The 26,212-nt window shown below is 70.4% G+C and carries 24 protein-coding genes and 1 tRNA gene; 12 read left to right on the top strand and 13 right to left on the bottom strand.

All coding sequences use genetic code 11. The features are described from left to right. The first annotated feature begins 32 nt into the window (after nt 1–32). Nucleotides 33–875, top strand: a complete 843-nt coding sequence (locus tag ACK1X7_RS26855) for a hypothetical protein (protein WP_385145192.1) — start codon at nt 33–35, stop codon at nt 873–875. Between the two features lie 68 nt (nt 876–943). On the opposite strand, the gene ACK1X7_RS26850 is transcribed toward ACK1X7_RS26855, so the two are convergent. Then, on the bottom strand, nt 944–1,144 hold the full coding sequence (locus ACK1X7_RS26850; RefSeq protein ID WP_385145194.1) for a hypothetical protein: 201 nt from the start codon (nt 1,142–1,144) through the stop codon (nt 944–946). Between the two features lie 203 nt (nt 1,145–1,347). Here ACK1X7_RS26850 and ACK1X7_RS26845 point away from each other — a divergent pair, with 203 nt between their 5' ends. Both ACK1X7_RS26845 and ACK1X7_RS26840 read left to right on the top strand, forming a co-directional pair. After that, nucleotides 1,348–1,836, top strand: a complete 489-nt coding sequence (locus ACK1X7_RS26845; RefSeq protein WP_385145196.1) for a MarR family winged helix-turn-helix transcriptional regulator — start codon at nt 1,348–1,350, stop codon at nt 1,834–1,836. A gap of 8 nt (nt 1,837–1,844) precedes the next feature. Further along, entirely contained in the window at nt 1,845–4,463 is a 2,619-nt protein-coding gene (locus ACK1X7_RS26840) for an MFS transporter (RefSeq protein WP_413115737.1), read from the top strand. A 107-nt stretch (nt 4,464–4,570) separates the two neighbouring features. On the opposite strand, the gene ACK1X7_RS26835 is transcribed toward ACK1X7_RS26840, so the two are convergent. Continuing rightward, a complete protein-coding gene (locus ACK1X7_RS26835; protein WP_390793976.1) occupies nt 4,571–4,756 on the bottom strand; it encodes a hypothetical protein in 186 nt (61 codons plus the stop codon). Between ACK1X7_RS26835 and ACK1X7_RS26830 the strand changes: the two genes are divergently transcribed. Beyond that, entirely contained in the window at nt 4,755–5,606 is an 852-nt protein-coding gene (locus ACK1X7_RS26830) for a YceI family protein (RefSeq protein ID WP_216347439.1), read from the top strand. The genes ACK1X7_RS26835 and ACK1X7_RS26830 overlap by 2 nt on opposite strands. A gap of 187 nt (nt 5,607–5,793) precedes the next feature. On the opposite strand, the gene ACK1X7_RS26825 is transcribed toward ACK1X7_RS26830, so the two are convergent. The 6 genes from ACK1X7_RS26825 to ACK1X7_RS26800 all read right to left on the bottom strand — a co-directional run bounded on the left by ACK1X7_RS26825 (nt 5,794) and on the right by ACK1X7_RS26800 (nt 14,793). After that, entirely contained in the window at nt 5,794–6,585 is a 792-nt protein-coding gene (locus tag ACK1X7_RS26825; RefSeq protein WP_390793977.1) for a TetR/AcrR family transcriptional regulator, read from the bottom strand. A 79-nt stretch (nt 6,586–6,664) separates the two neighbouring features. Beyond that, on the bottom strand, nt 6,665–8,191 hold the full coding sequence (locus ACK1X7_RS26820) for an MFS transporter (protein WP_390793978.1): 1,527 nt from the start codon (nt 8,189–8,191) through the stop codon (nt 6,665–6,667). 165 nt (nt 8,192–8,356) lie between these two features. Next, the gene (locus ACK1X7_RS26815; RefSeq protein WP_413115736.1) at nt 8,357–10,849 is read right to left on the bottom strand and encodes an ArnT family glycosyltransferase; all 2,493 of its coding nucleotides are present in this window, start codon (nt 10,847–10,849) and stop codon (nt 8,357–8,359) included. Further along, nucleotides 10,846–12,144 (bottom strand): glycosyltransferase, encoded by a 1,299-nt coding sequence (locus tag ACK1X7_RS26810; protein ID WP_383140075.1) that lies wholly within the window; start codon nt 12,142–12,144, stop codon nt 10,846–10,848. Before ACK1X7_RS26810 ends, ACK1X7_RS26815 begins: the two co-directional genes overlap by 4 nt. 67 nt (nt 12,145–12,211) lie before the next feature. Then, a complete protein-coding gene (locus tag ACK1X7_RS26805; RefSeq protein WP_413116912.1) occupies nt 12,212–13,945 on the bottom strand; it encodes a sensor histidine kinase in 1,734 nt (577 codons plus the stop codon). 110 nt (nt 13,946–14,055) lie between these two features. After that, on the bottom strand, nt 14,056–14,793 hold the full coding sequence (locus ACK1X7_RS26800) for a response regulator transcription factor (protein ID WP_385154698.1): 738 nt from the start codon (nt 14,791–14,793) through the stop codon (nt 14,056–14,058). A 224-nt stretch (nt 14,794–15,017) separates the two neighbouring features. Between ACK1X7_RS26800 and ACK1X7_RS26795 the strand changes: the two genes are divergently transcribed. Then, nucleotides 15,018–15,896, top strand: a complete 879-nt coding sequence (locus tag ACK1X7_RS26795; RefSeq protein WP_385154702.1) for an LLM class F420-dependent oxidoreductase — start codon at nt 15,018–15,020, stop codon at nt 15,894–15,896. 116 nt (nt 15,897–16,012) lie between these two features. On the opposite strand, the gene ACK1X7_RS26790 is transcribed toward ACK1X7_RS26795, so the two are convergent. After that, complete coding sequence (locus ACK1X7_RS26790; RefSeq protein WP_385154705.1) at nt 16,013–16,879, bottom strand: amidohydrolase family protein; 867 nt, start codon at nt 16,877–16,879, stop codon at nt 16,013–16,015. A gap of 317 nt (nt 16,880–17,196) precedes the next feature. Here ACK1X7_RS26790 and ACK1X7_RS26785 point away from each other — a divergent pair, with 317 nt between their 5' ends. After that, complete coding sequence (locus tag ACK1X7_RS26785; protein ID WP_385154708.1) at nt 17,197–17,826, top strand: hypothetical protein; 630 nt, start codon at nt 17,197–17,199, stop codon at nt 17,824–17,826. A gap of 112 nt (nt 17,827–17,938) precedes the next feature. Here the strand turns inward: ACK1X7_RS26785 and ACK1X7_RS26780 are convergent. Further along, a tRNA-Met gene (locus ACK1X7_RS26780) sits at nt 17,939–18,012 on the bottom strand. A 169-nt stretch (nt 18,013–18,181) separates the two neighbouring features. After that, the gene (locus ACK1X7_RS26775) at nt 18,182–18,811 is read right to left on the bottom strand and encodes a TetR/AcrR family transcriptional regulator (RefSeq protein ID WP_385138295.1); all 630 of its coding nucleotides are present in this window, start codon (nt 18,809–18,811) and stop codon (nt 18,182–18,184) included. 68 nt (nt 18,812–18,879) lie between these two features. Here ACK1X7_RS26775 and ACK1X7_RS26770 point away from each other — a divergent pair, with 68 nt between their 5' ends. Then, on the top strand, nt 18,880–19,524 hold the full coding sequence (locus ACK1X7_RS26770; RefSeq protein WP_413115735.1) for an FAD-dependent monooxygenase: 645 nt from the start codon (nt 18,880–18,882) through the stop codon (nt 19,522–19,524). A 92-nt stretch (nt 19,525–19,616) separates the two neighbouring features. On the opposite strand, the gene ACK1X7_RS26765 is transcribed toward ACK1X7_RS26770, so the two are convergent. Beyond that, the gene (locus ACK1X7_RS26765; RefSeq protein WP_385138291.1) at nt 19,617–19,919 is read right to left on the bottom strand and encodes a helix-turn-helix domain-containing protein; all 303 of its coding nucleotides are present in this window, start codon (nt 19,917–19,919) and stop codon (nt 19,617–19,619) included. Nucleotides 19,920–19,993: 74 nt separating this feature from the next. Between ACK1X7_RS26765 and map the strand changes: the two genes are divergently transcribed. From map to ACK1X7_RS26745, 4 genes are all read left to right on the top strand, one after another. After that, the gene (map, locus tag ACK1X7_RS26760; protein WP_385138289.1) at nt 19,994–20,776 is read left to right on the top strand and encodes a type I methionyl aminopeptidase; all 783 of its coding nucleotides are present in this window, start codon (nt 19,994–19,996) and stop codon (nt 20,774–20,776) included. After that, entirely contained in the window at nt 20,773–21,183 is a 411-nt protein-coding gene (locus ACK1X7_RS26755) for a hypothetical protein (protein WP_382954632.1), read from the top strand. Before map ends, ACK1X7_RS26755 begins: the two co-directional genes overlap by 4 nt. Nucleotides 21,184–21,337: 154 nt before the next feature. Then, nucleotides 21,338–21,811: a hypothetical protein gene (locus tag ACK1X7_RS26750; protein ID WP_390793983.1), complete on the top strand. Its 474-nt coding sequence runs from the start codon at nt 21,338–21,340 to the stop codon at nt 21,809–21,811. Between the two features lie 57 nt (nt 21,812–21,868). After that, nucleotides 21,869–22,126, top strand: a complete 258-nt coding sequence (locus tag ACK1X7_RS26745; protein ID WP_398158506.1) for a hypothetical protein — start codon at nt 21,869–21,871, stop codon at nt 22,124–22,126. Nucleotides 22,127–22,778: 652 nt separating this feature from the next. Here ACK1X7_RS26745 and ACK1X7_RS26740 read toward each other — a convergent pair. Beyond that, entirely contained in the window at nt 22,779–23,333 is a 555-nt protein-coding gene (locus ACK1X7_RS26740) for a hypothetical protein (RefSeq protein WP_385138285.1), read from the bottom strand. Nucleotides 23,334–24,650: 1,317 nt separating this feature from the next. Here ACK1X7_RS26740 and ACK1X7_RS26735 point away from each other — a divergent pair. Beyond that, nucleotides 24,651–26,078, top strand: coding sequence for a hypothetical protein (locus ACK1X7_RS26735; protein ID WP_390793985.1), 1,428 nt, complete (start codon nt 24,651–24,653; stop codon nt 26,076–26,078). Nucleotides 26,079–26,212 lie beyond the last annotated feature (134 nt).

Genomic DNA, 26,212 nt, shown 5'->3' with positions numbered 1-26,212 from the left:
ACACCTGACGGGTCGTCAGCCACACTGGCCCGATGCGATACGCATCGAGCCGGACAACCGGCCGCCGAGGCACGGCACTCGCCTCCTCGGCGGCCGTACTGTGCCTGGGGGCCCTGCTCAGCGGCTGCGGCGGAGGCGGCGACGGCTATGTCGCCGCCGGGGCGGCCGGGCCCGACGGCCGGCGGAGCGCGACGGCCGTACCGCCCAAGGGCGGCGTCGACCTGGTGCCCCTGGACGAGGACGGCGCGGGGAACGATCGCGGCGGTAAGGGCGGCAGGGGCGGGAAGCGTGATCAGGGCGCGCCCGGCCCCACCGCCACCGGGGACGGCGGAACGGACGGACCGGCCTCCCGGGCGCCCTCGGCATCGGCACCGGCCCCCGGCCGTACGGACGGCCCGGGCGGCGGCAAGGGCGGCTCCGGGACCCCGGGGCGTACGGACGACGGCCCCAAGGGCGACGACGGGTCCACCGGCGACGGACCCGATGGCGACGGGCCGGGGAAGCCCTCGCCGTCCGGGCCCGGCTCGGACCCCTCGGGCCCCTCCGGCTCCCCCACGCCCACCGGACCGGCCGCCCTCGAGGTCGGCAAGCCGGAGCGCACGGCGACCGACGAGCGCTGGTGCGAGAAGGTGAAGGTCGAGTTCCGGAACACCGGAGGATCCGCTGTCGCCTCGGGCACCGTCACCTTCTCGACGCATGTGATCGACCTCCTCGGCATCGACTGGGCGACGCTCAAGTCCGAGGAAGAGCTGCCCGCGCCGATCGGCGCGGGCCAGAAGAAGGAGAAGACCTGGACGGTGTGCGTGGACGACTGGCGGGTGCCGCTGGGCATGCATATCGAGACCAGGGACGTCTCGGTCGCCTGGAAGCCGTAAGGCCGGCCCGGCAGCCGTAAGGTGCGCGAGAGCTCATGCCCCCGCTGGAAGCGTCAGGGCCTCGGGGCTCAGCCCAGCGCCAGCCAGGCCACCGCGGCGACGATCACGACCGCCGCGATCACGCCGACGATCACACCGACGCGCGAACCGCCGCTCGATCCGGTGGACGTCTGAGGCTGCCGCGTGCCCTCGTCGACGAAGGCGCGGAACATCTGAGTGGAACCGGACGGGTCCTGGTTGCCGTTGGGGCTCTGGGGGTTGTTCGCCATGGGCCCCGACCCTAGCGAACGAGCGGATTCCGGGACACCCCCGGGTCCCAGCGGCACCGCACGCCTCAGCCACTCCACTTGACCGGCTCCAGAACGACTCTTTAACGGCAATTTACCGCCCAGACCGCACTTTCATTTGCCTGTTGCAACTAACTTCTTCTATGGTTGCCTCAAGCAACTGACCAATCCCTCTGGGGGGTGCCGTGGCCACACAGCGCCACTACGAGGAGCTGGCCCGGCAGCTCAGCGCCATCGGCACCGTCAAGCGCGGGCTCGGGCGCGTCCTGCCGACCGACTGCCCATCGGGCGCCGCCATCGTGCTGATGCTCCTCGACCGCTACGGCGAGATGCGCATGAGCAAGCTCGCCGAGCTGCTCGACATCGATATGTCGGTGACCAGCCGGCATGTGGCCCATGTCGCGGGCCGCGGCTGGGTGGACCGCAAGCCCGACCCGCTCGACCGCCGGTCGCGGCTGCTGAGCATCAACGCCAGCGGACGCACCCTGCTCGGCCAGGTGTCCGAGCGCTACACGGACGCGCTCGCCAGTTGTCTGAGCGACTGGTCGGACGAGGACGTCGACCACCTCAACGAACTTCTCGACCGATTGCGGACGAGTTTCGGGGACACGCGTTCCCGGGCCCTGCCGCATCAGGCCGAGACCAGCATCACCCGTACACCTTCGCAACGTTAAGGAACTTCATGGCAACGACCACACCGGACGGCGGTGTGCGGGGACCCGCGGGGCACCCCGCCCACGCCAAGCACGGCGGAGGAGGACACCGGGCCCATCAGGGCCAAGAGGCGGACTCCTCGGCGCCGATGACCCACCGGCAGATCATGGAGGCCCTCTCCGGGCTGCTGCTGGGGATGTTCGTCGCGATCCTGTCGTCGACGATCGTCTCCAACGCGCTGCCCGAGATCATCGCCGATCTCCACGGCGGCCAGTCCGCCTACACCTGGGTCGTCACCGCCACCCTGCTGGCCATGACCGCCGCCACCCCGCTGTGGGGCAAGCTCTCCGATCTGTTCAGCAAGAAGCTGCTGGTCCAGATAGCCCTGCTGATCTATGTCGCGGGCTCCGTGGTGGCCGGTCTGTCGCAGAACCCCGGCATGCTGATCGCCTGCCGTGTGGTGCAGGGCGTCGGCGTCGGCGGTCTGTCCGCGCTCGCCCAGGTCGTCATGGCGGCGATGATCTCCCCGCGTGAGCGCGGCCGGTACAGCGGCTACCTCGGCGCGACCTTCGCCGTGGCGACCGTCGGCGGTCCGCTGCTGGGCGGCGTGATCACCGACACCTCCTGGCTGGGCTGGCGCTGGTGCTTCTACGTCGGCGTTCCGTTCGCCGTCATCGCGCTGATCGTGCTCCAGAAGACCCTGAAGCTCCCGGTGGTCAAGCGGGACGTCAAGGTCGACTGGAGCGGCGCCTTCTTCATCAGCGCGGCGGTCTCGCTGCTGCTGCTCTGGGTGACCTTCGCGGGCGACAAGTACGACTGGATCTCGTGGCAGACCTACGCGATGGTCGGCGGTTCGATCGCGCTCGGCCTGATCTTCATCCTGATCGAGACCAAGGCGCGCGAGCCGATCATCCCGCTGCGGCTGTTCCGCAACAAGACGATCACCCTTGCCTCGCTGGCATCGCTCTTCGTCGGTATCGCGATGTTCTCCGGCACCGTCTTCTTCAGCCAGTACTTCCAGTTGGCGCGGGGTGAGACGCCCACCATGTCGGGCGTCATGACCATCCCGATGATCGGTGGCCTGTTCATCTCCTCGACCGTCTCCGGTCAGATCATCACCAAGACCGGTCGCTGGAAGGCATGGCTGGTCATCGGTGGTGTGCTGGTGACGGCGGGCCTCGGGCTGCTGGGCACCATCCGGTACGACACCCCGTACTGGCACATGGCGATCTACATGGCGCTCATGGGCCTCGGCATCGGCATGATGATGCAGAACCTGGTGCTGGCCACCCAGAACCAGGTGGCCCCGAAGGACCTCGGCGCGGCCAGTGCCGTCGTCACCTTCTTCCGCTCCCTGGGCGGTGCGGTGGGCGTCTCGGCGCTCGGTGCGGTGCTCGCCAACCGCGTCACCCACTACGTCAAGGACGGCGTGGCCGACCTCGGCCCCAAGGGCGCCGCGCTGGGCCACGCCGGCACCGGCGGCGGTGGCATCCCCGACGTCAAGGCGATGCCCGAGCCGATGCGCACCATCATGGAGAGCGCCTACGGCCACGGTGTCGCGGACGTCTTCCTCTTCGCCGCCCCGGCCGCACTGCTCGGCCTTCTGCTGACCCTGTTCATCAAGGAGGTCGCCCTGAAGACCAACTCCGGCTCCCAGCAGGCCGCGACCGCATCGGACGCCCCGGCCACCGACGCCACCCCGGCCGACGCGGTGGCGGCCACGGCCGCCACCGGGCAGGTCGCCGACCTCGAGCCCGCGCTCGTGGGCGCCCCGGCCGCCGCGATGCCCGAGCCGGACTCGGTCGGTGCCCTCGCGGCCACCGCCCCGCAGCGCCTGGCGGCCTTCGCCTCCGCCGGGGGCGACGGCGCGGACCACCAGCCCCGGCAGGGTGTGCACGGCTTCGTGCGGAACGCGGACGGCGGCCCCGTCGCCCGCGCCGCGGTGACGCTGATCTCGCTCGCCGGACGGCAGCTCGGCCGCTCGGTGGCGCACCCCGACGGCTCGTACGCCCTGGACGCGCCGAGCTCCGGCTCGTACGTCCTGATCGCGGCGGCCGACGGCCACCAGCCGCAGGCGTCCACGATCGTGGTCGGGGACGACCCGCTCGGCTTCGACATCGTCCTGTCGGGCACCAGCGGTCTGGTGGGCACCGTGCGCGGCGCCGCCGACGGCCGTCCGGTGGACGCGGCGATGGTCGTGGTCACCGATGTCCGAGGCGAGGTGCTGGCCACCGGGAAGACCGGTGAGCAGGGCGACTTCGGCTTCGAGGAGCTGGTCTCGGGGACCTTCACGCTCGCGGTGAACGCGCCGGGCTACCGGCCCGCGGCCCTGCCCGTCGAGGTGGGCGCCCAGGGTCTGACCCGGGTGGAGATAGCCCTTCAGGCCGGCGCCCGGGTGCAGGGCATAGTCCGGGCCGGTGCCGACCGGCGCCCGCTGCCGGACGCGCGGGTCACCCTCGTGGACGCGGCCGGGAACGTGGTCGCCACCTCCACCACCGGTGAGGACGGCGCATACGCCTTCACCGACCTGGACGCGGGCGACTACACGGTCATCGCGAGCGGCTACCCGCCGGTCGCGGGGGCGCTGACGGTCTCCGGGCCCGGCGTGGACGGCCACGACGTCGAGCTCGCCCACCCGGGCGAGTGACGGAACTCCGGGCCCGGGGCGCGTACGAGCGGAGACGCGCCCCGGGCCCGGTCCGGGTGGCGGATTTTTCCGCCGGACCCGGAACCCGGATCCCGGCGGCGGTGTAGTTAAGGCAGGGGACGGCCTGACACCGCCGCCTGGATCCGGCGCACAAGTACCACGAACACGGTGAACACGTCGAGCACGACCAGCACGACCAGCACGTCGAGTACGACCAGCTCGACGAGCACCACGAACACGACGAGTACGACCAGCAACACGAGCGACACCCGAGCGGGAGCGAAACGCGGCATGACGACCACAGGAGCAGGAGCAGGCGGGGGAGCGGGGCTGCGGGCCCGGATCCACACCCGCGACGGCTGGGCGGTCCAGCACGCGGTGCTGACCGTCACGGATATGACGGGCGCGCAGGTGCTGCGTGCGCAGGCCGACGGGGACGGGGCCGTGCGGACCGACCAGCCGCTGCCGCCGGGGCCGTACACGATCATCGCCACCGCCGTCGGCTATGCCCCGGTCGCGTCCACGGCGATCGTCACCGCCTCCGGACGGGCCGATGTGGGCACGGTGGTGCTGGCCCGGCAGGGCGGGGTGGAGCTTCCCCCGCCCGGTGTGTGGACGCTCGACCCGGCGCATTCGACGGTGGCCGCGGTCGCCCAGCATCTGGGGATCTCCAGCGTGCACGGCCGGTTCACGGAGTTCGGCGGGCGGATCGAGGTCGGCGAGGACATCGAGAAGTCGCGCGTCGAGGCGGTCATCCAGGCCGCCAGCATCGACACCGGCAATGCCATGCGGGACGGCCATCTGAAGTCGCCCGACTTCCTCAATGTGGAGGAGTTCCCGCAACTGACGTACCGGAGCACGCATCTGAGCGCGGCCGGGGCCGACCGCTGGACGGTCCATGGCGAGCTGTCGATGCACGGCGTCGTCCGGGACGTGGACCTGGACCTGACCTACCTGGGCACGGGCCCCGACCCGTGGGGCGGGGTGCGGGCGGCCTTCCGGGCCATCGCCGAGCTGCGCCGCGAGGACTTCGCGATGAATTACAACCAGGTGGTCGCGGCGGGCATCGCGGCGATCGGCACGACCCTGCGGGTGGAGCTGGACATACAGGCGGTGCAGGGCGAGGAGCTCCCCACGGCCTGACCGCCGGCCTGACCGCCCGGCGGCAGCCCGCCCGGTGGGCGCTCCAGCCCGCCCGGCGGCAGCCCGCCCGGTGGGCGCTCCAGCCCGCCCGGCGGCAGCCCGCCCGGTGGGCGCCCTGACCGTCCGGCGGCCCGACCGTCCGGCGGGCTGATGTCCCAGGGCGGCGCCCCGGCCCGCCGGGCGCGCGCTACCGGTCGCGCAGGGCTTCGATACCCGCGATCGCGAAGTCCAGGGCGAAGGCGAAGTCGCGGTCCCGCATCTCCTCGACCGTATTGCCGCCCCGAGCCTTCATGATCTTCCGCGACTCGTTGAACTCCATACGATCCTCGACCGAGCTCATCGTCTCGTGGAACAGCTCGTCCTGGGTGAGTCCCGCCGCCCGGCAGCGGGCGGCGAAGCGGCCCTCGATCGTGCCGAAGCCGTAGACGAACTGGTAGACGAGGGACAGCGCGCTGGTGATCCTGTCGTCCGGCAGTCCGCTGTTGCGCATCACGGCCAGCGCGGCGTTGCTGAAGACCACCGCGTTGGGCCCGATGTTGAGGTACTCCCCCAGCAGCGCCGGCACCCAGGAGTGGCGGACCATCACCTGCCGGTACTCGGCGGCGAGCTGGCGCAACTGCTCACGCCAGTCCCGCGGCTCCCGCGGCTCGGCCGGGGAGTGCTCCTGGCCCTCGACGGGCCCGACCGCCTCCATGGGCAGCGCTATCTCGCCCATCGCGGCGTCGAGGGCGAGTTCGAGCAGATGGTCCTTGGTCTCCACGTACCAGTAGACCGACATGGCGGTCACCCCGAGCTCCGCCGCGAGTCGCCGCATCGAGAAGCCCGACAGCCCCTCGGCGTCCAGCAGCCGCATCGTCGCCGCGACGATCTTCACATGGTCGAGCCCGACGGGCTGCTGATCGCCCTTGCGCTTGGGGGCCTTGCGTTCGGAGAGCCAGACGCTGGACCGCGGGCGGACGGTACGGCTGCCGGTTGCCATGGCGGCGCCTCTCTTTCTCCGATGCGCTGGCACCACGCGTCCCGGGACCCGGCACGCGGCACCTCACTACCTCCAGATGCTATGCCGCCGGGGCCTCCCGTGAAGATCGTTCGGCCCTGCTGAGCAGGAGCGCGGCCAGCAGCCCGCCCGCCAGCACGGCCGCCGCGCCGACGAGCTGGCTGGTCTCCAGGCCGGAGGAGAAGGCGTCCGTGACGGCCGCCCGGTCCCCGGGGGTACGCGCCGCGGCGAGGGCGGCCGGAAGCGAGCCGGCCCCGGCGGCGGCCGCGGGCAGCAGCGAGCTGAAGCGGGAGTTGAGCACGGCGCCGAGGACGGCGACCCCGAGCCCGTTGCCGAACTCGGTGAGGGTGCCGTTGACACCCGCGCCCACCCCCGCCTTCTCCGGCGGGATGGCCGACATGATGGCGTTCGCCATCGCGGGCATGGCGAGCGCGATCCCGGTCCCCATCACCACCAGCCCCAGCAGCAGTCCGCCGTAGCCGTCCGCGCCGAGGACCGCGATGAGCGCGAGGCCGACCGCGAGCAGCCCCATGCCGCTGACGATCGTCAGCGGCGTCCCGAGCTTCGGCAGCAGCCGGGCCCCGACCCCGGTGAGGTTGAGCGCCACGATCACCAGCGCGAGCGGCGCGGTGCGCAGCCCCGCGTCCAGCGCGTCATAGCCGAGCACGAACTGGAGATGCTGGGTGAGCAGGAAGAGCGAACCGCCCATCCCGAAGGCGACGAGGATGCCGCCCGCGACGGCGCCCACGAAGCGGCGGTCCCTGAAGAAGTGCATATCCAGCATCGGATACGGAATATGACGCTCCCACAGTGCGAAACCGGTCAGCACCACGACCCCGACGAATGCGGACAGCAGCACTCGGACCGAGGTCCAGCCGTGGTCGGGCCCGGCGATGATCGCGTAGACGACCCCGGTCATCCCGATGGTGGAGAGCACCGCGCCCAGCAGATCGGGCCGGTCGCCGACCGGGTCCTTGGACTCGGGCACCAGCCAGATCACGGCGATCAGCCCGAGCAGCGCGACCGGGATATTGATCAGGAAGATCGAGCCCCACCAGAAGTGCTCCAGCAGCGAGCCGCCGATCAGCGGCCCGGCGGCGAAGCCGAGCGAGCTGACCGCGCCCCACAGGCCGATCGCCTTGGTCCGCTCGGCCTCATCGAAGATCTGCACCACGACGGCGAGCGTCGTGGTCATCAGCAGCGCACCGCCGATCCCCATGCCCGCGCGGGCGGCGATGAGCTGGCCGGCCCCCTGTGCCAGCGACGCGAACAGCGAGCCGATCCCGAACAGGGCCAGCCCCGCGACCAGCATCTTCTTACGGCCGTAGCGGTCGGCGGCATTGCCCGCGGTCAGCAGCAGCCCCGACTGGACCAGCGAATAGGCGCTGATCATCCACTGGATCTCGGCGGTGCTCGCGTCCATCTCCCGGGCGAGGGAGGGGACCGCGACATTGAGGATCGTGTTGTCCAGCAACACGGTGAGCTGGGCGAGGCAGATCACGGCGAGGATCAGCCAGCGCTGTGGATGACCACCCGGGGACTGGCCGGATGGGACGGAGGCGGCGTCGGCGGCGGTCGAGACCGTCATGGGGACTCCAGGCAGTGGCTTCTACGGTGTATGACGATGTGGTTGCTATACACCGTACAAGCATCGCTGTACGGCGTACAGCGAATTATCGTCCGCGCGCCGCAAGCACGTACGGGCCGGTGACCAGGGGGAAACCCGGCCACCGGCCCGTACGGGGCTCTGCCGTCAGCCGGAGGACTTCGAGGACGTCGAAGACTTCTGTGACGTCGAGGACTTCTGTGTCAGGTCATAGAGCGTGGTGCTGCCCACGGTGACCTTCTTGTAGGTGGCCTCGATCCAGGAGGTGATCTGGGCCGAGGTCCCCCGGCCGCCGCCCGGCCCGCCGCCCATACCGGTGCCCGAGGAGATGAAGTAGTGGATCTTGCCCTGCTTCACATACTCCTTGAACTGGGCGAGCGTCGGGGACGGGTCGCTGCCGTTGAAGCCGCCGATGGCCATCACGGGCTTCTGGGTGGCGAGTTGATAGCTCGCGGCGTTCTGGGAGCCGATCGCCGCGGCCGCCCAGGTGTAGTCGTCGGCGTTCTTCTCCAGCTTCGCCTCCGTCTTGGCGTCGACCTGCTGGCCGTCGAGCAGTCCGCCCATGCCGCCGCCGCGCCGGCCGCCCTCGCCCATGCCGCCACCGGGCAGCATGCCGGGCCAACCGTTCCGGCCCTGGCCCTGGGCGTTGCCCTTACCGTTCTGCGGAGACTGGCCGCCGCCCGGGAAGCCGCCGCCGGGGAACCCGTTCCGACCGCCCGGCTGACCGCCGCCGGTGCCGCCGCCCGGCATACCCTGCCGACCGCCCTGACCCTGGCCCTGCTGGGCCTGGCCACCCTGCTGATTGCCCTGACCCTGGCCCTGGCCCTGCTGGCCCGCGCCCTGGCGTCCGTTCTGCATCCCCGGCGGGCCGCCCATCCGGCCGCCGCCCGGGAAGCCGCCACCGGGGCCGCCCATACCGCCCGCCACCGACGGACCGGCCGTCACGATGGAGCCGCGCTTCGGGGTGTCCACCGTGTTGAGCGTGTACGCGACCGGCCCGGCCAGCCCCGCCGCGAGGCCCAGGCCCGCCGCGGCCAGCGCCGCCTTCCGGCCGAGGCGCGCCGTCAGCAGCAGTCCGGCCGCCGCCGCGAGCCCGCCGATCAGCACCGCCCAGCGCAGCCAGGGGTACCAGTCCGCCGACCGCCCGAGCAGCACGTACGACATATAGGCGGTGACCGCGACCGTGACGGCCAGCACCGCCGAGGCCGCCGTCCCGGCCCGGCCGCCTTCGTTCCGCCGCTCCCACAGCAGCGCCGCGCCCATGCCCACGACCGCCGCGATATAGGGCGCCAGGGCGATGTTGTAGTACTGGTGGAAGATTCCGGACATGAAGCTGAAGGTGGCGAACGTCATCAGCAGCGCCCCGCCCCACACCAGGAAGGCCGCGCGCCGGGTGTCGGTGCGCCCGGCCCGCCAGGTCAGCCAGATCCCGGCCGCCAGCAGGATGAACGCCGCGGGCAGCAGCCAGGCGATCTGACCGCCCATGTCGGAGCCGAAGAGCCGGTCGATCCCGGTCTCGCCCCAGCCGCCGCCACCGCCGCCACCCCGGCCGCCCCCGCCGACGCTGCCGGTCTCATTGCCGTTGATCCGGCCCAGCCCGTTGTAGCCGAAGGTCAGCTCCAGGAAGCTGTTGTGCTGCGAACCGCCGATGTACGGACGCGAGGACTCCGGCCACAGCTCGACGATCGCGACCCACCAGCCGCCGGAGACCACCATCGCCAGCCCCGCGAGCAGCAGTTGCCCGATCCGCCGGCCGAACTTCGCCGGGGCGCACACCGCGTACACCACCGCGAGCGGCGGCAGGATCAGCCACGCCTGGAGGGTCTTGGTGAGGAAGCCGAGGCCGAAGCAGACGCCCGCGAGCAGCAGCCACTTGGTGCGGGCGTCCTCCAGCGCGCGCAGCACGCAGTAGACCGCCGAGACCATCAGCAGACACAGCAGCGCGTCGGGGTTGTTGAAGCGGAACATCAGCGCCGCGACCGGGGTGACCGCGAGCGCCGCGCCCGCGATAAGCCCGGCGGCCGCGCCGAACCTGCGGCGTACGGCCGCGTACAGCACCCCGACCGTCGCGACGCCCATCAGCGCCTCGGGGACGAGGACCGCCCAGGAGGAGAGGCCGAAGAGCCGCACCGACAGGGCCATCGGCCACAGCGCGGCCGGGGGCTTGTCGACGGTGATGGAGTTCGCGGCGTCGGAGGAGCCGAAGAAGAACGCCTTCCAGCTCTCGCTGCCCGCCTGCACGGCGGCCGAGTAGAACTGGTTGGCGTAGCCGGACGCGCCCAGGCTCCAGAGGTAGAGCACGGTGGTCACGGCCAGCAGGGCCCACAGGGCGGGCCGCGCCCAGCGCGGGTCCTCCGGCCGTCCCCGCCAGGCCCGCGCCGGCCGCGAACCGCCGGTGGCCGCCGGGGCAGCACCGGTGGCCGCCGAGGCCGCGCCGGGAGCCGCCGAGGCCGCGCCGGGAGCCGCCGAGGCCGCGCCGGGAGCCGCCGAGGCCGCGCCGGGAGCCGCCGAGGCCGCGCCGGGAGCCGCCGGGGCCGCCGAGGCCGCCAGGGGCTGTGGAGACTGCGAGGCCGCCAGGGCCGCCGGGGGCTGCGAGGGCGGCGGTCCGACGTCCCGGGTGCCGTGGTCGTACGTCGTCATCGGTTGTCGTTCCTCAGGTCGTCGGTGGTGGCCCCGCTGTCCGACGGGAAGACCCAGGCCCGGAAGAGCAGGAAGCGCAGAACGGTCGCGGCGAGGTTCGCCGCGATCAGCACGGCCAGTTCGGTGCCGTGCGAGGCGGAGCCGGGGGCGGCGTCCAGAGCGGCGAGGGAGCCGCTGGTCAGCACGAGGCCGATGCCGAAGACGACCAGTCCCTGCGCCTGGTGGCGCATCGCGCGGTCCCGGCCGCGTACCCCGAAGGTGAGCCTCCGGTTGGCCGCGGTGTTGCCGAGCGCCGACAGCAGCAGCGCCAGCGCGTTGGCCACCTGTGGGCCGGTGCCCAGCCGGAAGAGGGAGTACAGCAGCAGATAGACCAGCGTGCTCAGCGCGCCGACCACACAGAACCCGACCAACTGGCGGGCCAGCCCCTTCGGCACCCCGCTCAGCTCGCGGTCGCGCGGATCGTCGCCGAACGGACGGCGCACCCGGTCCAGCGGCAGCGCACCGGTGGCCAGCGCACGCCCCACCCGCCACACACCTCTGAGGTCCTCCGTGGCCGTCTTCACGATGTGGACCGTGCTGTTGGGGTCGTCGACCCAGTCCACCGGCACCTCGTGGATGCGCAGCCCGGCCCGCTCGGCGAGCACCAGCATCTCGGTGTCGAAGAACCACCCGGTGTCCTCGACCAGCGGCAGCAGCCGCTCCGCGACGTCCTTACGGATCGCCTTGAAACCGCACTGGGCGTCCGAGAAGCGGGCGGCCAGGCTGCCGCGCAGGATCAGGTTGTACGCCCGCGAGATGAACTCCCGCTTGGGCCCGCGCACCACCCGTGAGCTGCGCGCCAGCCGCGATCCGATCGCCAGGTCGGAGTGACCGGAGATCAGCGGGGCGACCAGCGGCAGCAGCGCCTTGAGATCCGTGGACAGATCGACGTCCATATAGGCGAGCACGGGCGCCTCGGACAGCGACCACACGGTGCGCAGCGCCCGCCCGCGCCCCTTCTGCTCCAGCCGGACCGCCGTCACCTCCTCGATGGACTCGTCCAGACAGGCCGCGACTTCGGGCGTGCGGTCCGTGCTGGCGTTGTCGGCGATGGTGATCCGGAAGCCGTACGGGAAGGTGCGGGCCAGATGGTCGTGGAGCCGTCGCACACACCGCTCGAGGTCCGCTTCCTCGTTGTAGACGGGGATGACGACGTCCAGCACCGGACGGCCGGGCTCGGCCATCACCGGCCCGCGCACGGGCAGGGTTCGCAGGGGTGTCTCGGGCGGAGCCCCGAGAGGGGTGTCGGTTCGCATGAGGTCGACAGTCGCGAGCCGCGCTGTCACGGCTGTGTGGTCAGCCTGTGATCTGCCTGTGAGTCCGTTACGGCCTGGTGAGCGGCTTGGTGAACGCCTTGGTGAACGCCTTGGTGAGCGGCTTGGTGAACGCCCCGGTGGACGGGCGGACGGGCGGGTGGACCGGCAGGTGGACGCCGAACACGGTGCGCCCGGGAACGCTGTCCACCGTCACCTGCCCGTCGTGCGCGGCCACGACCGCGTGCACGATGGCCAGGCCGAGCCCCGTACTGCCCGCGCCGCGGGAGCGCGAGGCGTCGCCGCGCGCGAACCGTTCGAAGACATGCGGCAGCAGCTCGGGCGGGATGCCCGGACCGTCGTCCTCGATCTCCAGCGAGACGTACGAGTACGAGGGCGGCCGGGGCGGGCCGAAGGCCCCGGCGGCGCGGACGGCCGCGTACGGCGGGGCGTATGGAGATCCGTACGGCGGGGCGTACGGCGAGCCGCCGCCCTTACGGTGCCCACGGGGCCAAGGGGACACCCCGCCGGAAACCTCGTGGGACAGACCGTAAGGCGCCGGATACGGCGAGGGGTACGGCGCCGCCTGCGGCCCGCCCCACAGCACCCGCGCCGTGACCGTGGTACCGGCCGGGGTGTGCGTACGCGCGTTGGCGAGCAGGTTGACCAGCACCTGGTGCAGCCGGGCGGCGTCACCGTGGACGACCGCGGGTTCATCGGGCAGCTCCAGCCGCCACTCGTGGTCGGAGCCGACCGCCCGCGCGTCGCTGACGGCGTCGACGACCAGCGGGGAGAGGTCGACCTCCGCGCATTCCAGGGGCCGGCCCGCGTCGAGCCGGGCCAGCAGCAGCAGATCCTCGACCAGCCCCGTCATCCGCCCGGCCTCGGACTCGACCCGGCCGAGGGCATGCCGGGTGTCGGGCCCGATCTCCTCCCGGCCGCGCCGGGTCAGCTCGGCGTAGCCGCGGATCGAGGCGAGCGGCGTACGCAGCTCATGGCTGGCGTCGGCGACGAACTGCCGCACCCGCGTCTCGCTCTCCTGGCGGGCCGCGAGCGCCGACTCCACATGGCCGAGCATGCGGTTGAGCGCCGCGCCCACCTGGCCGACCTCGGTGCGCGGATCGGCCTCCGCGGCCGGGACGCGCTCGCGCAGCGCCACCTCGCCGCTGTGCAGGGGGAGTTCGGAGACCCGGGTCGCGGTCGCGGCCACCCGGCGCAGCGGGCGCAGCGAGATGCCGACCATCGCGGCTCCGGCGATCCCGGCCGCGACCAGCCCTGCCGCGGCCACACAGAACTCCACGAGAATGAGGGTGTTGACCGTCTCCTGGGTCTGGTCGAGCGGGAAGGCGAGGATGATGCCGCCTTCCCGGTGGTCCCACTGGGCCACGGCCCGATAGCCGCCGAGGCCGGGCAGATCGATGGTGTGCACCTGTCCGTCCAGGGGGACGGCGGCGAGCGCCTTCCGCTGTCCGCTGGTCAGGGAGTCCACCCGGCTGTCGACGTCGATGTCGTTCGTCATGGGTGAGTCATTGCTCTTGCCGGACGTGGAGATCTCGCCGCCCTGGCCGAAGCGTGCCCCGACCGTGCCGATGGGCTGACCGGGCGAGGCGACGAAGAGCACATCGTCCCGGGGGAGTTCGCCCGCCGGGCCCGGCTTGTTCAGAAACCGCCCGACGGATGCGCGCAGATCGCCGTCCACCTGGCCCTGGAGGTACGACTGGAGGGCCAGGGTCGTGACCGTGCCGATCACCGCGCAGACCACCGCGATCAGCGTGACGGCCGAGACGACCAGACGGGTGCGCAGGGACCAGGGGCGGCGCCCGCCCCGCTGGGCGCGCCGGGCGTGCGCCGCTCCCGCGCTCGGGGGCGTGCCGGGGGCGGGGGGCGGCCCGATCGGGGGGTGCGCCACGGCGGCTACTCCCCGGGCTTGATCAGATACCCGGCGCCACGCCGGGTGTGGATCATCGGGCTGCGCCCCGCGTCGATCTTGCGCCGCAGATACGAGATGTAGAGCTCGACGACGTTGGCCTGGCCGCCGAAGTCATAGCTCCAGACCCGGTCGAGGATCTGCGCCTTGCTGAGCACCCGGCGCGGATTGCGCATGAGATAGCGCAGCAGCTCGAACTCGGTCGCGGTGAGATGGATCTCCCGGCCCCCGCGCGACACCTCATGGCTGTCCTCGTCCAGGATCAGATCGCCGACGGCCAGCACCGACTCGCTGCGCGCGGCCGCCGCCCCCGACCTGCGCAGCAGACCCCGCAGCCGGGCGACGACCTCCTCGAGGCTGAACGGCTTGGTGACGTAGTCGTCGCCGCCCGCCGTCAGCCCCGCGATCCGGTCCTCCACCGCGTCCCGCGCGGTCAGGAACAGCACCGGGATATCGGGCAGTTCGCGGCGCAGCCGCCCCAGCACCGTGAGCCCGTCCATATCGGGCAGCATGACGTCCAGGACCACCGCGTCCGGGCGCAGCTCACGGGTGATCCGGATCGCCTCAGCGCCGTCGCCCGCGGTGCGCACCTCCCAGCCCTCGTAGCGCAATGCCATCGACAGCAGATCGGCGAGCGCCGACTCGTCGTCCACGACCAGCACCCGGACGGGGCTCCCGTCGAGGCGCAGCAGCTCGGTACGCCCATGGGGCGAGGTCGGCATCATGGGCCCTACCCTCCGGGCGGGTCCTGAGAGGTCGCTTTCGGCCGGCTGTGAATTACCTGAGAATCCTGTGGGGACGCGGAACGCCCTGGGGGCACGGAACACCCTGAGGACGCGGAACACCCTGGGGGGCACGGAACACCCGTGGGGACGCGGCGCAACGGCGAGGGACGAGGAAGAACCGCGGGCCACGGAATAAGCGGAAGGACTCTCCGGCTTCCCCCTGTATGAGTTCTCGTCCCGCACTTGGCAAGATCGGCGTCTGGACCGCGGCCCTGAAGACGGATTCCCTACCATCAGAGCAGGTCAGCGAGGTGGCGGCCGAGCTGGACGAGCTGGGGTACGGCACCATCTGGCTCGGTGGCAGCCCCAGCCCGGATCAGGCCGGTGTCCTGCTGGACGCCACCTCCCGGATCACCATCGCGACCGGAATCCTGAGCATCTGGGACCACGAGGCGGACTATGTGGCCGAACGGCACACCGCGCTCAACGCGGCCCACGACGGCCGCTTCCTCCTCGGCCTCGGCGTGAGCCACAGCGCGCTCGCCGGTGAGCGCTACCGGCGTCCGTACACGGCGATGAAGGAATACCTCACCGCGCTGGACTCCGCACCGGCCCCCGTCCCCGCCTCCCAGCGGGTCCTGGCCGCCCTGGGCCCCAAGATGCTGGAGCTGTCCCGCGACCGTGCGACCGGCGCGCATCCGTATCTCGTCACCCCGGAGCACACCGCCGAGGCCCGCGACATCCTGGGCAAGGATTCCGTGCTCGCGCCGGAGCTGAAGGTCGTCCTCGACACGGATCCGGACCGCGCCCGCGCCACGGCCCGCGGCTACCTCGCCCGCTATCTGGCGCTGCCCAACTACACCAACAACTTCCTGCGGCTGGGCTTCGAGGACGCGGACTTCACGGACGGCGGCAGCGACCGTCTCATCTCCGCCATGTTCGCGCTCGGTGACGCGGAGGTGATCCGGGCGCGCGTGGAGGAGTTCCTGGCCGCGGGCGCGGACCATGTCGCGATCCAGGTGGTGACCGAGAGCCCGTTGGCCGACGTCCCGCGCGCGGAGTGGCGCACGCTGGCCGAGGCACTGCCGCTGGACAAGGGCTGAGCCCCTCACCCTCCTCAGCCCTCTCAACCCCTCAGCCCCCTCAGCCCTTCGCTCCCTCCGCCGCCCGGCGCCGAGATGGCGCCGGGCGGGCCGTTTCACATCCCGGAAAGCGCGCCTCATATCCCGAACAGACGGGCCGCGTTCCCGTAGCACACCGCACGCAGCCACTCCTCGTCCTGGCCGATCCGCGTCAGCGCCTCCAGCGCATGCGGGTATCCGTACGGAATGTTGGGGAAGTCGCTCCCGAACAGCACCCGGTCCCCCAGGGCGGTCAGCCTTCCCCGCTCCGCCCGTGGAAACGGCCACTGGCTCTCGGTGAAGTCGGTGAAGGCCATCGTGGTGTCCAGATGCACCCCTTCGTACCGCTCCGCCAGCGCCAGGAAGTCCGCGTACTCCGGCAGCCCCATATGCGCGATGATCAGGCGCAGCCGAGGATGACGGACCAGCACCCGCCCCACCGGCTCCGGTCCGGTGTACTTGCCCGGGTCGGGCCCCGATCCGCAGTGGATGACGATGGGCGTCCCGCTCTCGGCGAGCGCGCCCCACACCGGGTCGAGCAGCGCATCGCCCGGGTCGTACGCCCCCACCTGCACATGGGCCTTGAACACCCGCGCCCCGCCCTCGAGCGCGGCGCGCACGTAGCCCTCGACGCCCGGCTCGGGGAAGAAGGTCGCGGTGTGCAGACAGTCGGGCGTACGGGCGGCGAACCCGGCCGACCAGTCGTTCAGCCAGCGCGCCATGTCCGGCTTGTGGGGATAGAGCATCGAGGTGAAGGCCCGCACCCCGAACGCCCTTAGCGTCGCGAGGCGTTCGTCCTCCTCCTCGCGGTAGGTGATGTGCCAGCGGGGCTCGACGGCGTCGAAGTAGGCCCAGACCTTGTCCAGTACGCGCTGCGGCATGAAGTGGGTGTGCACATCGATGAGTCCGGGCAGCCCGAGCTGCTGCCAGAACCGCTGCACCGACACCACGGCGGGATCGTCCATACGGGCCACGGTAGTTGCCCCGGACATCTGTGCTACAGCCTCGTCTCAGGGCCGCCGCGAGTTGATCACAGCCTCAACCAGTGGTTTTGTCACGCCCATGATGATCCCGGTGACAAGATCACCACAAGGGGAACCGACACGGTGAACTGACGCCCCCGGCACCGGCGTATCCACCTGAGACCACGCTCTGAGGCGGCCACCACCTGAGACCACCACCCGAGGCCACCAGGTGAGGCCAGCACCTAGGGACACCAGGTGAGGCCACCGCCGCCCGCCCGACGTCGTCACCGACCACCACCAGCCACGGGGGACCGTTCATGCCCAACCGCCCGCCTCGCACCACCACCCGATCCCGGTCCGCTCTCGCTTGCGCCCTGGGCGTCGCCCTCCTCGGCCTGGCCATCGCCGGCTGTGAGGACGACACCGCCGCGTCCGGCTCCGGTCGACGGCAGTCCGCGACCCGCGCCGACCTGGCGACCGACGGCGACGGCGGCAAGACGCTCCGGCTCGGCGAGCCCACGTCGATCACCTACAAGAGCGGCTCGGACCATCTACGGGGCGCTCTGCGGGTCACGGCGATGAGCGTGCGCAAGGGCACCCATGCGGAGCTGAAGAAGGCGGGCGCGGAACCGTCCGACGTACGGACGACCCAGCCGTACTACGTCACCATGACCTTCGAGAACGTCGGCGAGAGCTCCCTCCACTACCCCTTCCTCAACACCCCCACGGGACTCGAGGACACAGGCGGTGTGGACGACCAGCCGCTCATCACCGGCGACACCGAGGTTGCGGCATGCCCGGGCAAGGACCCGGACGACTTCGCGGTGGGGGCGAAGGTCTCCTTGTGCAAGGTGTTCCTGGTGCCGAACGGCATACGGCCGTCGGTGGTGACGTACAGCACAGGCGACGACACCAAGCGGCCGGTGAGCTGGAAGGTCAAGCACTGACGGCGGCGGGGTGACGGCGGCGGGACGCTCCGGTTCCCGCCGCTCGAACCACGACCTGGCCGAACGACCGAGGGCCCGGCACTGGAAAAGTGCCGGGCCCTCAGTATCTGAGTAGCGGGGACAGGATTTGAACCTGCGACCTCTGGGTTATGAGCCCAGCGAGCTACCGAGCTGCTCCACCCCGCGTCGATGAACGTAACTCTACGTCGTTCTCCCCGCTAAGGGAAATCCACTCTCCCCACACCGACTCAGCGAAGAACCCCGACCACGACCGAGACGGCTCCGACGCCCGACGTCCGCCACCTGGCGCCCGACGCCCGACGGCCGTCACCCGGCGCACGCCACCCGACGTCCGTCACCCGGCGCCGGGCGATCCGCCGCCGCTCAATCCTCCGGCCAGCGCATCGAAGGCGAACGTCAGCCGACGTTGATGCGCCGCGCTGATCTCGCCGATATCCCCTCCGGCAAGCCGCCGCCGCACCGTTTCGACGGCAACCGTGCGGTACGCCGCCACGAGCAGGGCCGCGGTCAGCGCGCTGTCGCCGGAGAAGCGAGCGTCGGCGTCGAGTTCCGCCGCGAGCGCGTCCTCCATCTCGGACGCGAAGAGCCGGAGTCGGGCGATCAGCGCGGGAGACGCCATCAGGGTGCGCATGAACGGCTCGACTCCCTCCCCCAGCCCGGACAGCACATGGCCTTGCGCGGCCAGCGCGAAGGCGGCCTGACGAATCGCTTCAACGGGGCCGATGTGATCCGCGCGCTCGCGGATCACGGTCCGCATGGTGTCGAGGGCGTCCGGAAAACGGTCGAACAGAAGGTCCTCTTTGCGGTCGAAGTGCGCGAAGACCGTCACCTTCGACACTCCGGCGGCCGCGGCGACCTCGTTGATGGTCACGTCATCGAACCCGCGCTCCAGGAACAGCTCGGTTGCGACGGACGCGATGCGAGCCCGGGTCTGTGCCCCGCCGCGATCCCCTCGATTCGGCATGTGACAACGCTAACCTTCCTCGCCACCCTTACCCAGTAAACTTACCAAGTAAAGGTCAGGAGCCTGCCATGCAGCGCACCGATGTGATCGTTGTCGGCGCCGGCCCCACGGGCCTCTTCCTCGCCGGCGAACTGGCCCTCCTGGGCGTGCGGGTGACGGTTCTGGAGCGGCTCCAGGAGCCCGATCCGACGATCAAGGCCGGGTCGATCAACGTCGCCAGCGCCGAAATCCTCGACCGGCGCGGGCTGCTCCCGGCCGCGGAGGACGTACAGCGCCGGCTGCTCGCGTCCGTCGGCGCCTTCGCCGACCGTAAGAACGCCTTCGCGATCCAGCCGGACTCGCACGAGAGGGGCTCGCATGAACGCGCCTCGCGCATGCGCGCCGCGCACCCCTTCCCCGTCGCCGGACACTTCGCGGGCATGCTGTTCCGCGATGAGCTGGTCGATCAGGCCGACCCGGCGCTGGCCGGGCAGGACGGGCGCTTCGTCCTCGTCGACCGTTCCCCCGACGGCCGCTTCGCCCAGGCCGCGCGCCCGCTGGAGCAGCGGATCGCCTACGTCGTGGATCCCGCCTCCGACACGTCACCGCCCAGCCTGCTCGTACGTCCGGACGGCGTCATCGTCTGGGCCACCTCACGCGACACCGCCTCGTCCGACGACGCCGTCCTCAAGGATCTCGACACCGCCATCCAGCGTTGGGTCGGCACGCACTGAGAGAGCCGGTCGGCGCAACGGCGCCGCGGGCCCGAGCCTCAGGAGGGACCCGAGCCTCAGGAGGGACCCGAGCCTTAGGAAGGGCCCGAGCCTCAGGAGGCCAACCGCTCGCGCGCGGTGCGACCCGCCCCCGTGGGCTCGACCTCCCCGTCAGGCTGGTTGATCTCGGCCCACACCTCATCGAGCGAAAGACCGAGGACATCGGCGATCGCCGCGATGGTCGGGAAGGCGGGGGTGGCTACCCGACCGGACTCGATCTTGCGAAGGGTCTCCGGTGAGACACCTGCGTCCAGCGCGGTATCGAGCATCGAGCGCTCCCCCCTGGCCCGACGGAGAAGGGCGCCGAGGCGCTGCCCGCGCTCGACCTCTGCGGGAGTGAGCGGCAACCTGACCATGGCCCCGATTCTAATACCGGTATAGTAAGCCCGGTATAGTTATTGGTTGAGTGAGTACATGAGAAGGACGCCGCATGATCGAGATCCTGAGCCCCACCGAACTGGCCCGAGCAAAGGACACAGGCGCTCTGGTCGCCGACATCCTGCATACGCTGAAGGGCCGTAGCACTGTCGGCACGAACCTCCTGGACATCGACCGGTGGGCCAAGGCCATGATCGTCGAGGCGGGGGCGCTGTCCTGCTACGTCGACTACGAGCCGTCCTTCGGACGCGGCCCGTTCGGCCACTACATCTGCACGGCCGTCAACGACGCCGTGCTCCACGGGCGGCCGTCCGACTACGCGCTCGCCGACGGCGACCTGCTGACACTCGACCTCGCCGTCTCCAAGGCCGGAGTCGCCGCAGACGCCGCCATCAGCTTCATCGTGGGCGACGCGAAGCCCCCGGAGAGCGTCGCCATGATCGACGCGACCGAACGCGCACTGGCCGCGGGGATCGCCGCCGCCGGACCCGGGGCGCGCATCGGCGACATCTCCCATGCCATCGGCACGGTCCTCAGCGAGGCGGGATACCCGATCAACACCGAGTTCGGAGGCCATGGCATCGGATCGACGATGCACCAGGACCCGCACGTCTCGAACACCGGACGGCCGGGCCGCGGTTACAAGCTGCGCCCCGGGCTGCTGCTGGCACTGGAGCCCTGGGTCATGGCGGACACCGCCCAGCTCGTCACCGATGCCGACGGCTGGACCCTCCGCAGCGCCACAGGCTGCCGCACGGCGCACAGCGAGCACACGATCGCCATCACCGACGACGGAGCCGAAATCCTCACCCTGCCCCAGCAGATGCGGCCATGAGCGACGCGTCATACGTGAGGTTCCAGGGGACCGTCCGAAGCCCGCGAGGCCACTTCCCCGGTGTCTTCGCACTGGCCAACGGCCTCGCGCGGGCAGGCCGGCTGAGTGACGAGGAACATCGATTCTGGCGGGCGGGCAACGACTGGTTCAACGCCAACTACGCCAACCCCTCCGACGTCGATCCCTCGGTCTACGACCCCGAACTCAACCCAGGAGCCGTGGCATGGTTCAAAGCCACCTCCCTGGAACTGATCGCCCGGGTGGACGGCTACCTGAAGATCCTCGCCCTGCATGAAGTCGCCTGTGAGCGGATCGAATCATCGAACCCAGGAAAGATCATCTACGAGGACCCGGACCAGGTGGTCGTCACTCCCTGGCCTCACCACGGCGCAGCACAGCAGGAGTGATGGCGCCGATTGGCGACGTCACCCAACCGACAGCTCAACGGCCCCGCCCAGGACGTTAGCGGGGCGTTAGCCGTACAGCGACAGATCATCAGCGGTGCCCGACAGTCTTGTTCTCACGAAGCCGAAACACCACGTCGAGCGAACGGGAATAAAGATGTCGCACCGCACCGCTGTCCGCCACGTCCGCAAGGCCGCCGCCGCCATGCTGATCACCATCGCCGCCTTCGGGCTCACCGCCTGCCAGGACGGCGACACCAACTCCTCGTCCTCATCCCCCTCCGCGAGCGCCACGCAATCCCCCACCTCCGAGGCCAAGCCCAGCCAGGGCTCGGACCAGGACTCCGCCAAGGCCACCCCGTCGGGTATCCCCCGGAAGCCCGGTATGCGCTGCACCAACCAGATCGACTACGGAGACGACCCCAGGGACAACGCCACGATCAACAGCATCGGCTCGGACACCGGCTACTGCCCGGAGCCGCAAAAGGGCGGCACCCCGTCCGGCACCCCCCGGAAGCCCGGCATGCGCTGCACCAACCAGATCGACTACGGAGACGACCCCAGGGACAACGCCACGATCAACAGCATCGGCTCGGACACCGGCTACTGCCCGCCGGTCCAGCACCAGTGAGTTCTCCCGGTAATTCCCGCCTCCGGGGTCCACGAGCAGGCTGCATAGGATCCCCGGATGGCAATCACCACACCGCACAGGCTGAAGGCGAACATCCAGCCTGACAACACCTCCCCGCTGAACCTCGTAAAGCGCCTGGAATTCCAGCGCGAGGGCTACTCGCCAGCCTTCCAGTTCGTCAACGGCGAGTGGAGGGACCACGAGCGTTGGGCCATCATCACCGAGATGGCCCAAGCCGAGGCTCCCTGGCCAACTGAAGTACTCAGTCGCAGCAACGGCGATCTGGCTCCAGCACAAACACCTCTCGACCCGTAGGTCGCCCAAGCGACGTCGCCCAGGTCCGGTTTCCGACCTCATTGGCGACGTCTTTTTAGCTATGCCCGAAAGAGCGTCCCTCAGCTCTTGAGGGCCTTTCTTTTGCTCCTCCATAAGCCCCTCTGCCCCACGTTCTGAACTCCGTTTCCCCGCAGCCCTTCCAGGGAATGATCCATACACACTGTCAGGGGATTTCAGTGAGGCGGGGGCCTGCTCATGAGCAGTACGTCACGGTCGCATCAGAACGGCGCGGAGGCAGGGAACGCCACCCCTGAGCCGCAGCGCCACAAGATCAGGCAGATAGCGCACACACCGCCGTCCCCGGGACCGCTACCTGAGCGCAAGCATTCGGACGAGCAGCGCTCCGACCTCCAACTCGCCTCAATACGAGCCAGGATCGACGCCGGGGAGACAATCCCGACTCCTGGAAGCACCGCGGGCAACGAAGACCGCGATATCCATGAGGAGGAGTGGCGCGCACACGATCGCCGCGGCCCCTATGGACAACGGCGCCGCCGCAGGAACTAATCCGCCAGGCGCCACAAGGGACGCCCACCGTCTCCGGGCAACGCAAGAGGCCCCATCCATCCCTGGAAGGGGCCTCTTAGCTGCTGCGCCGCGGAACAAGGGCGCTCACGCCCAAGGCGACGACTTACGGGTGGTACTTCTCCTCGACCATATCGGCACCACCGGACTTGCGGTCCATGGTGACGCGGACGGTCACGCTGTTGGTCTTCGCAGCCTTCTCCAGCTCGTCCACGGTGCACTTCGCGGTGCCGTAGCCGTCGTCGCCGATGGCCACGCTGCCGTCGGGGGCGGTGCAGATCGCGGCCGCGCCACGGATGTTCGTGGCGTTGGCGACCAGGAACGCCTGGTCCGTGCCGCCGTCCTCGGGCTTGACGATCAGCTTGCCGGGCGCGAGGTACTCCATCTTGCCGACGATCGTGAGGCTCTTACCCGCGTCGGCGGAACCGCCCCCGTCCTGCCCCTGCGAGCCTGAGTTGCCCGAGGAGGAGCCGCCGGTGGGCTGGCTCGAGGCTTGCTGCGAGGGGGACGCGGTCGAAGAGGCCGAGGAGCCGCCGGAGTCCGCAGCGTCGGAGTCAGGCCCACAGGCCGTGGCCCCCAGGCCCAGCGCCGCGGCGGCGACGATGGTGGCGGCGATGCGGCGGCCGGCGCGGCCGCGGAAGCGGTTGGTGGTGGTGCTCATCGTGTCTCCCATTGCTGTGTTGTCTGATCTCGCTCCCGGACGACAACCAGCTTCGAAGACCGCGTTGGCGTTCAACTAACAGACGCCTAATGGAACCCAGCAGCACGTAACAGCTCGCTTGCGCCGATGAGCGCCGTGCCCGCTGAGCTGGGAAAACAGCAACCGTGGATTAGCCACGCAGCAACACCAAAGGCCCCCTCCCACACCTGGAAGGGGGCCTCGGAACTACACACTCGGCAGGACTACCGGTTTGGACGACCCTCACCCCTTGACCGAATGCCTGATTTTGCCCCACACATTCCGACGCGGCGACCACCAAGCTGTTCGGCTCGGGTGCCTCCTTCTCGCGTTCACTCTGCTCGGCGGCTTCCTGGCGCTGTTCCGCCCCACCGCGCCAAAAGATTGATCGCCCAGTGGCCGGCTCACCGGCCCGGCCCTGCCCTGCCCTGCCCTGCCCCGAGCGTCCCCCGGCGGTTGAGTCAGAGCTGATGTCACCCACACGCCAGAGGCCCCTTCCGATGATTGGAAGGGGCCTCTGAGCTGGTGCGCGCTCGGCAGGATTCGAACCTGCAACCTCTTGATCCGTAGGTTCGGGCACAGCAGTGGGCTGGGGCTCCACTCTCCGCCGCGACGATCGGCCGGGGTGGCTTTCGGCGGCTTGTGTGTGCCGTCGTTGCCGTCAAGGTTGCCGTCACCTCCGAACCGCAGGCATCGCCCACCTGCAACCGATGGTTGCGCCAGACGAGACCCACTCCTGACCGGTCTCGTTTCCTCGCTCCTCGCACCCACCACAGTGAGGGCAGCGGTGAGCTCGAATGCCCGTCATGTAGGCAGCGCCATACGGCTGAACCGCACCCGACACGACACCCGTCACCCCAGCGGTGAGCGGACGAGGTGGATAACTAGGTTTCCCAAACAATCACATGAGTCACCCGCCCTCATATTGTGGCCTCGAAACCTGCCCCCGGCGCGCGGGGGTGCGGGGAGGTCGCGACAGCCCCCGCACACGCGTGGGGTTTGTCTCGATTACCGCCGTCACCAGGCGGCCGAACGGGTCGGCTCACCGACCCGTTCGGAGGTTTGATGCACGTATCCCGTGCCTTGCGTTCGATCGTTGCCGTCGCCTCAGTGGGAGCGGCGTTGCTGGCCTCCCCTGCGTGGTCCGCCGTGCCCGCCGCCAGAGCGGCGCCCAAGACGGTCGACCACGCGCAGGCTACTCGGTCCCCTGACTCCGGCCCCGCGGTGCACCATGACACCTCGCCACCGTTGCGTGAGCTGTCACAAAGATCCAGACAGCTCCGGCGCGCTTCCGACCCCATGCTCCCCAGAAAGGGGCCGCAGCCACCCTCCGCCAAGGCCACCGCCCGTCCCGACGGGGTGGTGCAGAACCGCAACGGCAGCCGGGGTCGGATCCGGCTGGGCGTCAATTTCGAGGGCATCCGGGAAGGCGGGGGCACCCCTCCTGATCCCAACGCCTCGGTGGGCTCCCGCCAGGTCGTAGAGATCACCAACTTCAAACTCGCGGTGTACTCCAAGTCCGGTACCACGCTGCTGGGGCCGCTGACGACCCAAACCCTGTTCAGCGGGTTCGGCGGACCGTGCGAGAACGCTCAGAACGACTTCCTCGGGGACCCCGAAGTCCGCTGGGACTCCCTGGCCCACCGCTGGATCCTCAACCAGTTCGCCAGCGACCCCGTAACCAACACGAATCGACTGTGCGTGGGCGTTTCCCGCACCGCGGACGCCACCGGCGAGTACTACCGCTACGCCTTCGGGTATCAGACTCTCCCCGACCACCCGAAGTTCGCGGTGTGGCCGGACGCCTACTACGTGGTCGCCACCGCCGCCGGGTCGCTCTTCGAGGCGTGCGCCTGGGACCGGCACAGGATGCTGCGCGGAGCCGACGCCGCCCAGCAGTGCTACACCCTCCCGGCATCGACCATCCCGATCGGCTCGGACCTCGACGGCACGACCCCACCCCCGCGAGGCGAGCCCAACCTGCTGATCAACCTCGGCCCCACCGACGACAGGCTGCAGTACTGGCGGTTCCACGTCGACTGGACAGACCAGGCCCGCACCACCCTCTCGGGCCCGCAGGAGCTGAAGGTGGCCCCCTACACCCGGGCCTGCGAGAGTACCGATCCCACTCGCTGCGTCCCCCAGGCCGGCACCACCCAGAAACTGGATTCGCTCTCCTACTCTCCTATGTACCGGTTCGCCTACCGCAACTTCGGCGACCACCAGTCCCTGGTCGTCAACCACGCGGTCGATGCCCGTGGCGGCGTGGGCGTGCGCTGGTACGAACTGCGGTTGCGCCACGGCCGACCGGTCGTCCGCCAGCAGAGCACCTACGCTCCGGACCCCACGGACCGGTGGATGGGCTCCGCGGCCATGGACAAGAACGGCGACATCGCCCTGGGATACTCGCAGTCGTCTTCCCGGACCCATCCCTCGATCCGAGTCACCGGACGCCTGGCACACGACCCGCCGAACCTGATGACGTTCCACGAAACCACCGTGTGGACCGGCGCAGGCTCCCAGACCGGGAGCAACCGCTGGGGTGACTACACCTCCATGGCGATCGACCCGGTGGACGACTGTACGTTCTGGTACACCAACCAGTACCAACCGGCCGATGGCACCGGAAACTGGAACACCCGTCTCGCCTCCTTCCAGCTCTCCGACTGCCACGCTCACCACCACCATGGCCACAGCCGCCAGCACGGCCACCACCGTCACGGGTGACGCCGACACAGCCGGAGCGGGCATCGTGACCCTTGGTCTGCGGCTCCTCCTGTCGAGGATCTGACACGACAATGCCCGGGTGGTTGGTGTCAGAACTGATGTCACCGCATACGCAAGAGGCCCCTCCCGATGAT

This window comes from Streptomyces sp. CY-1 (assembly GCF_047218265.1).
GTDB classification, from domain to species: Bacteria; Actinomycetota; Actinomycetes; order Streptomycetales; family Streptomycetaceae; genus Streptomyces; species Streptomyces niphimycinicus.
This window is presented reverse-complemented; position numbering and strand designations above follow the sequence as displayed.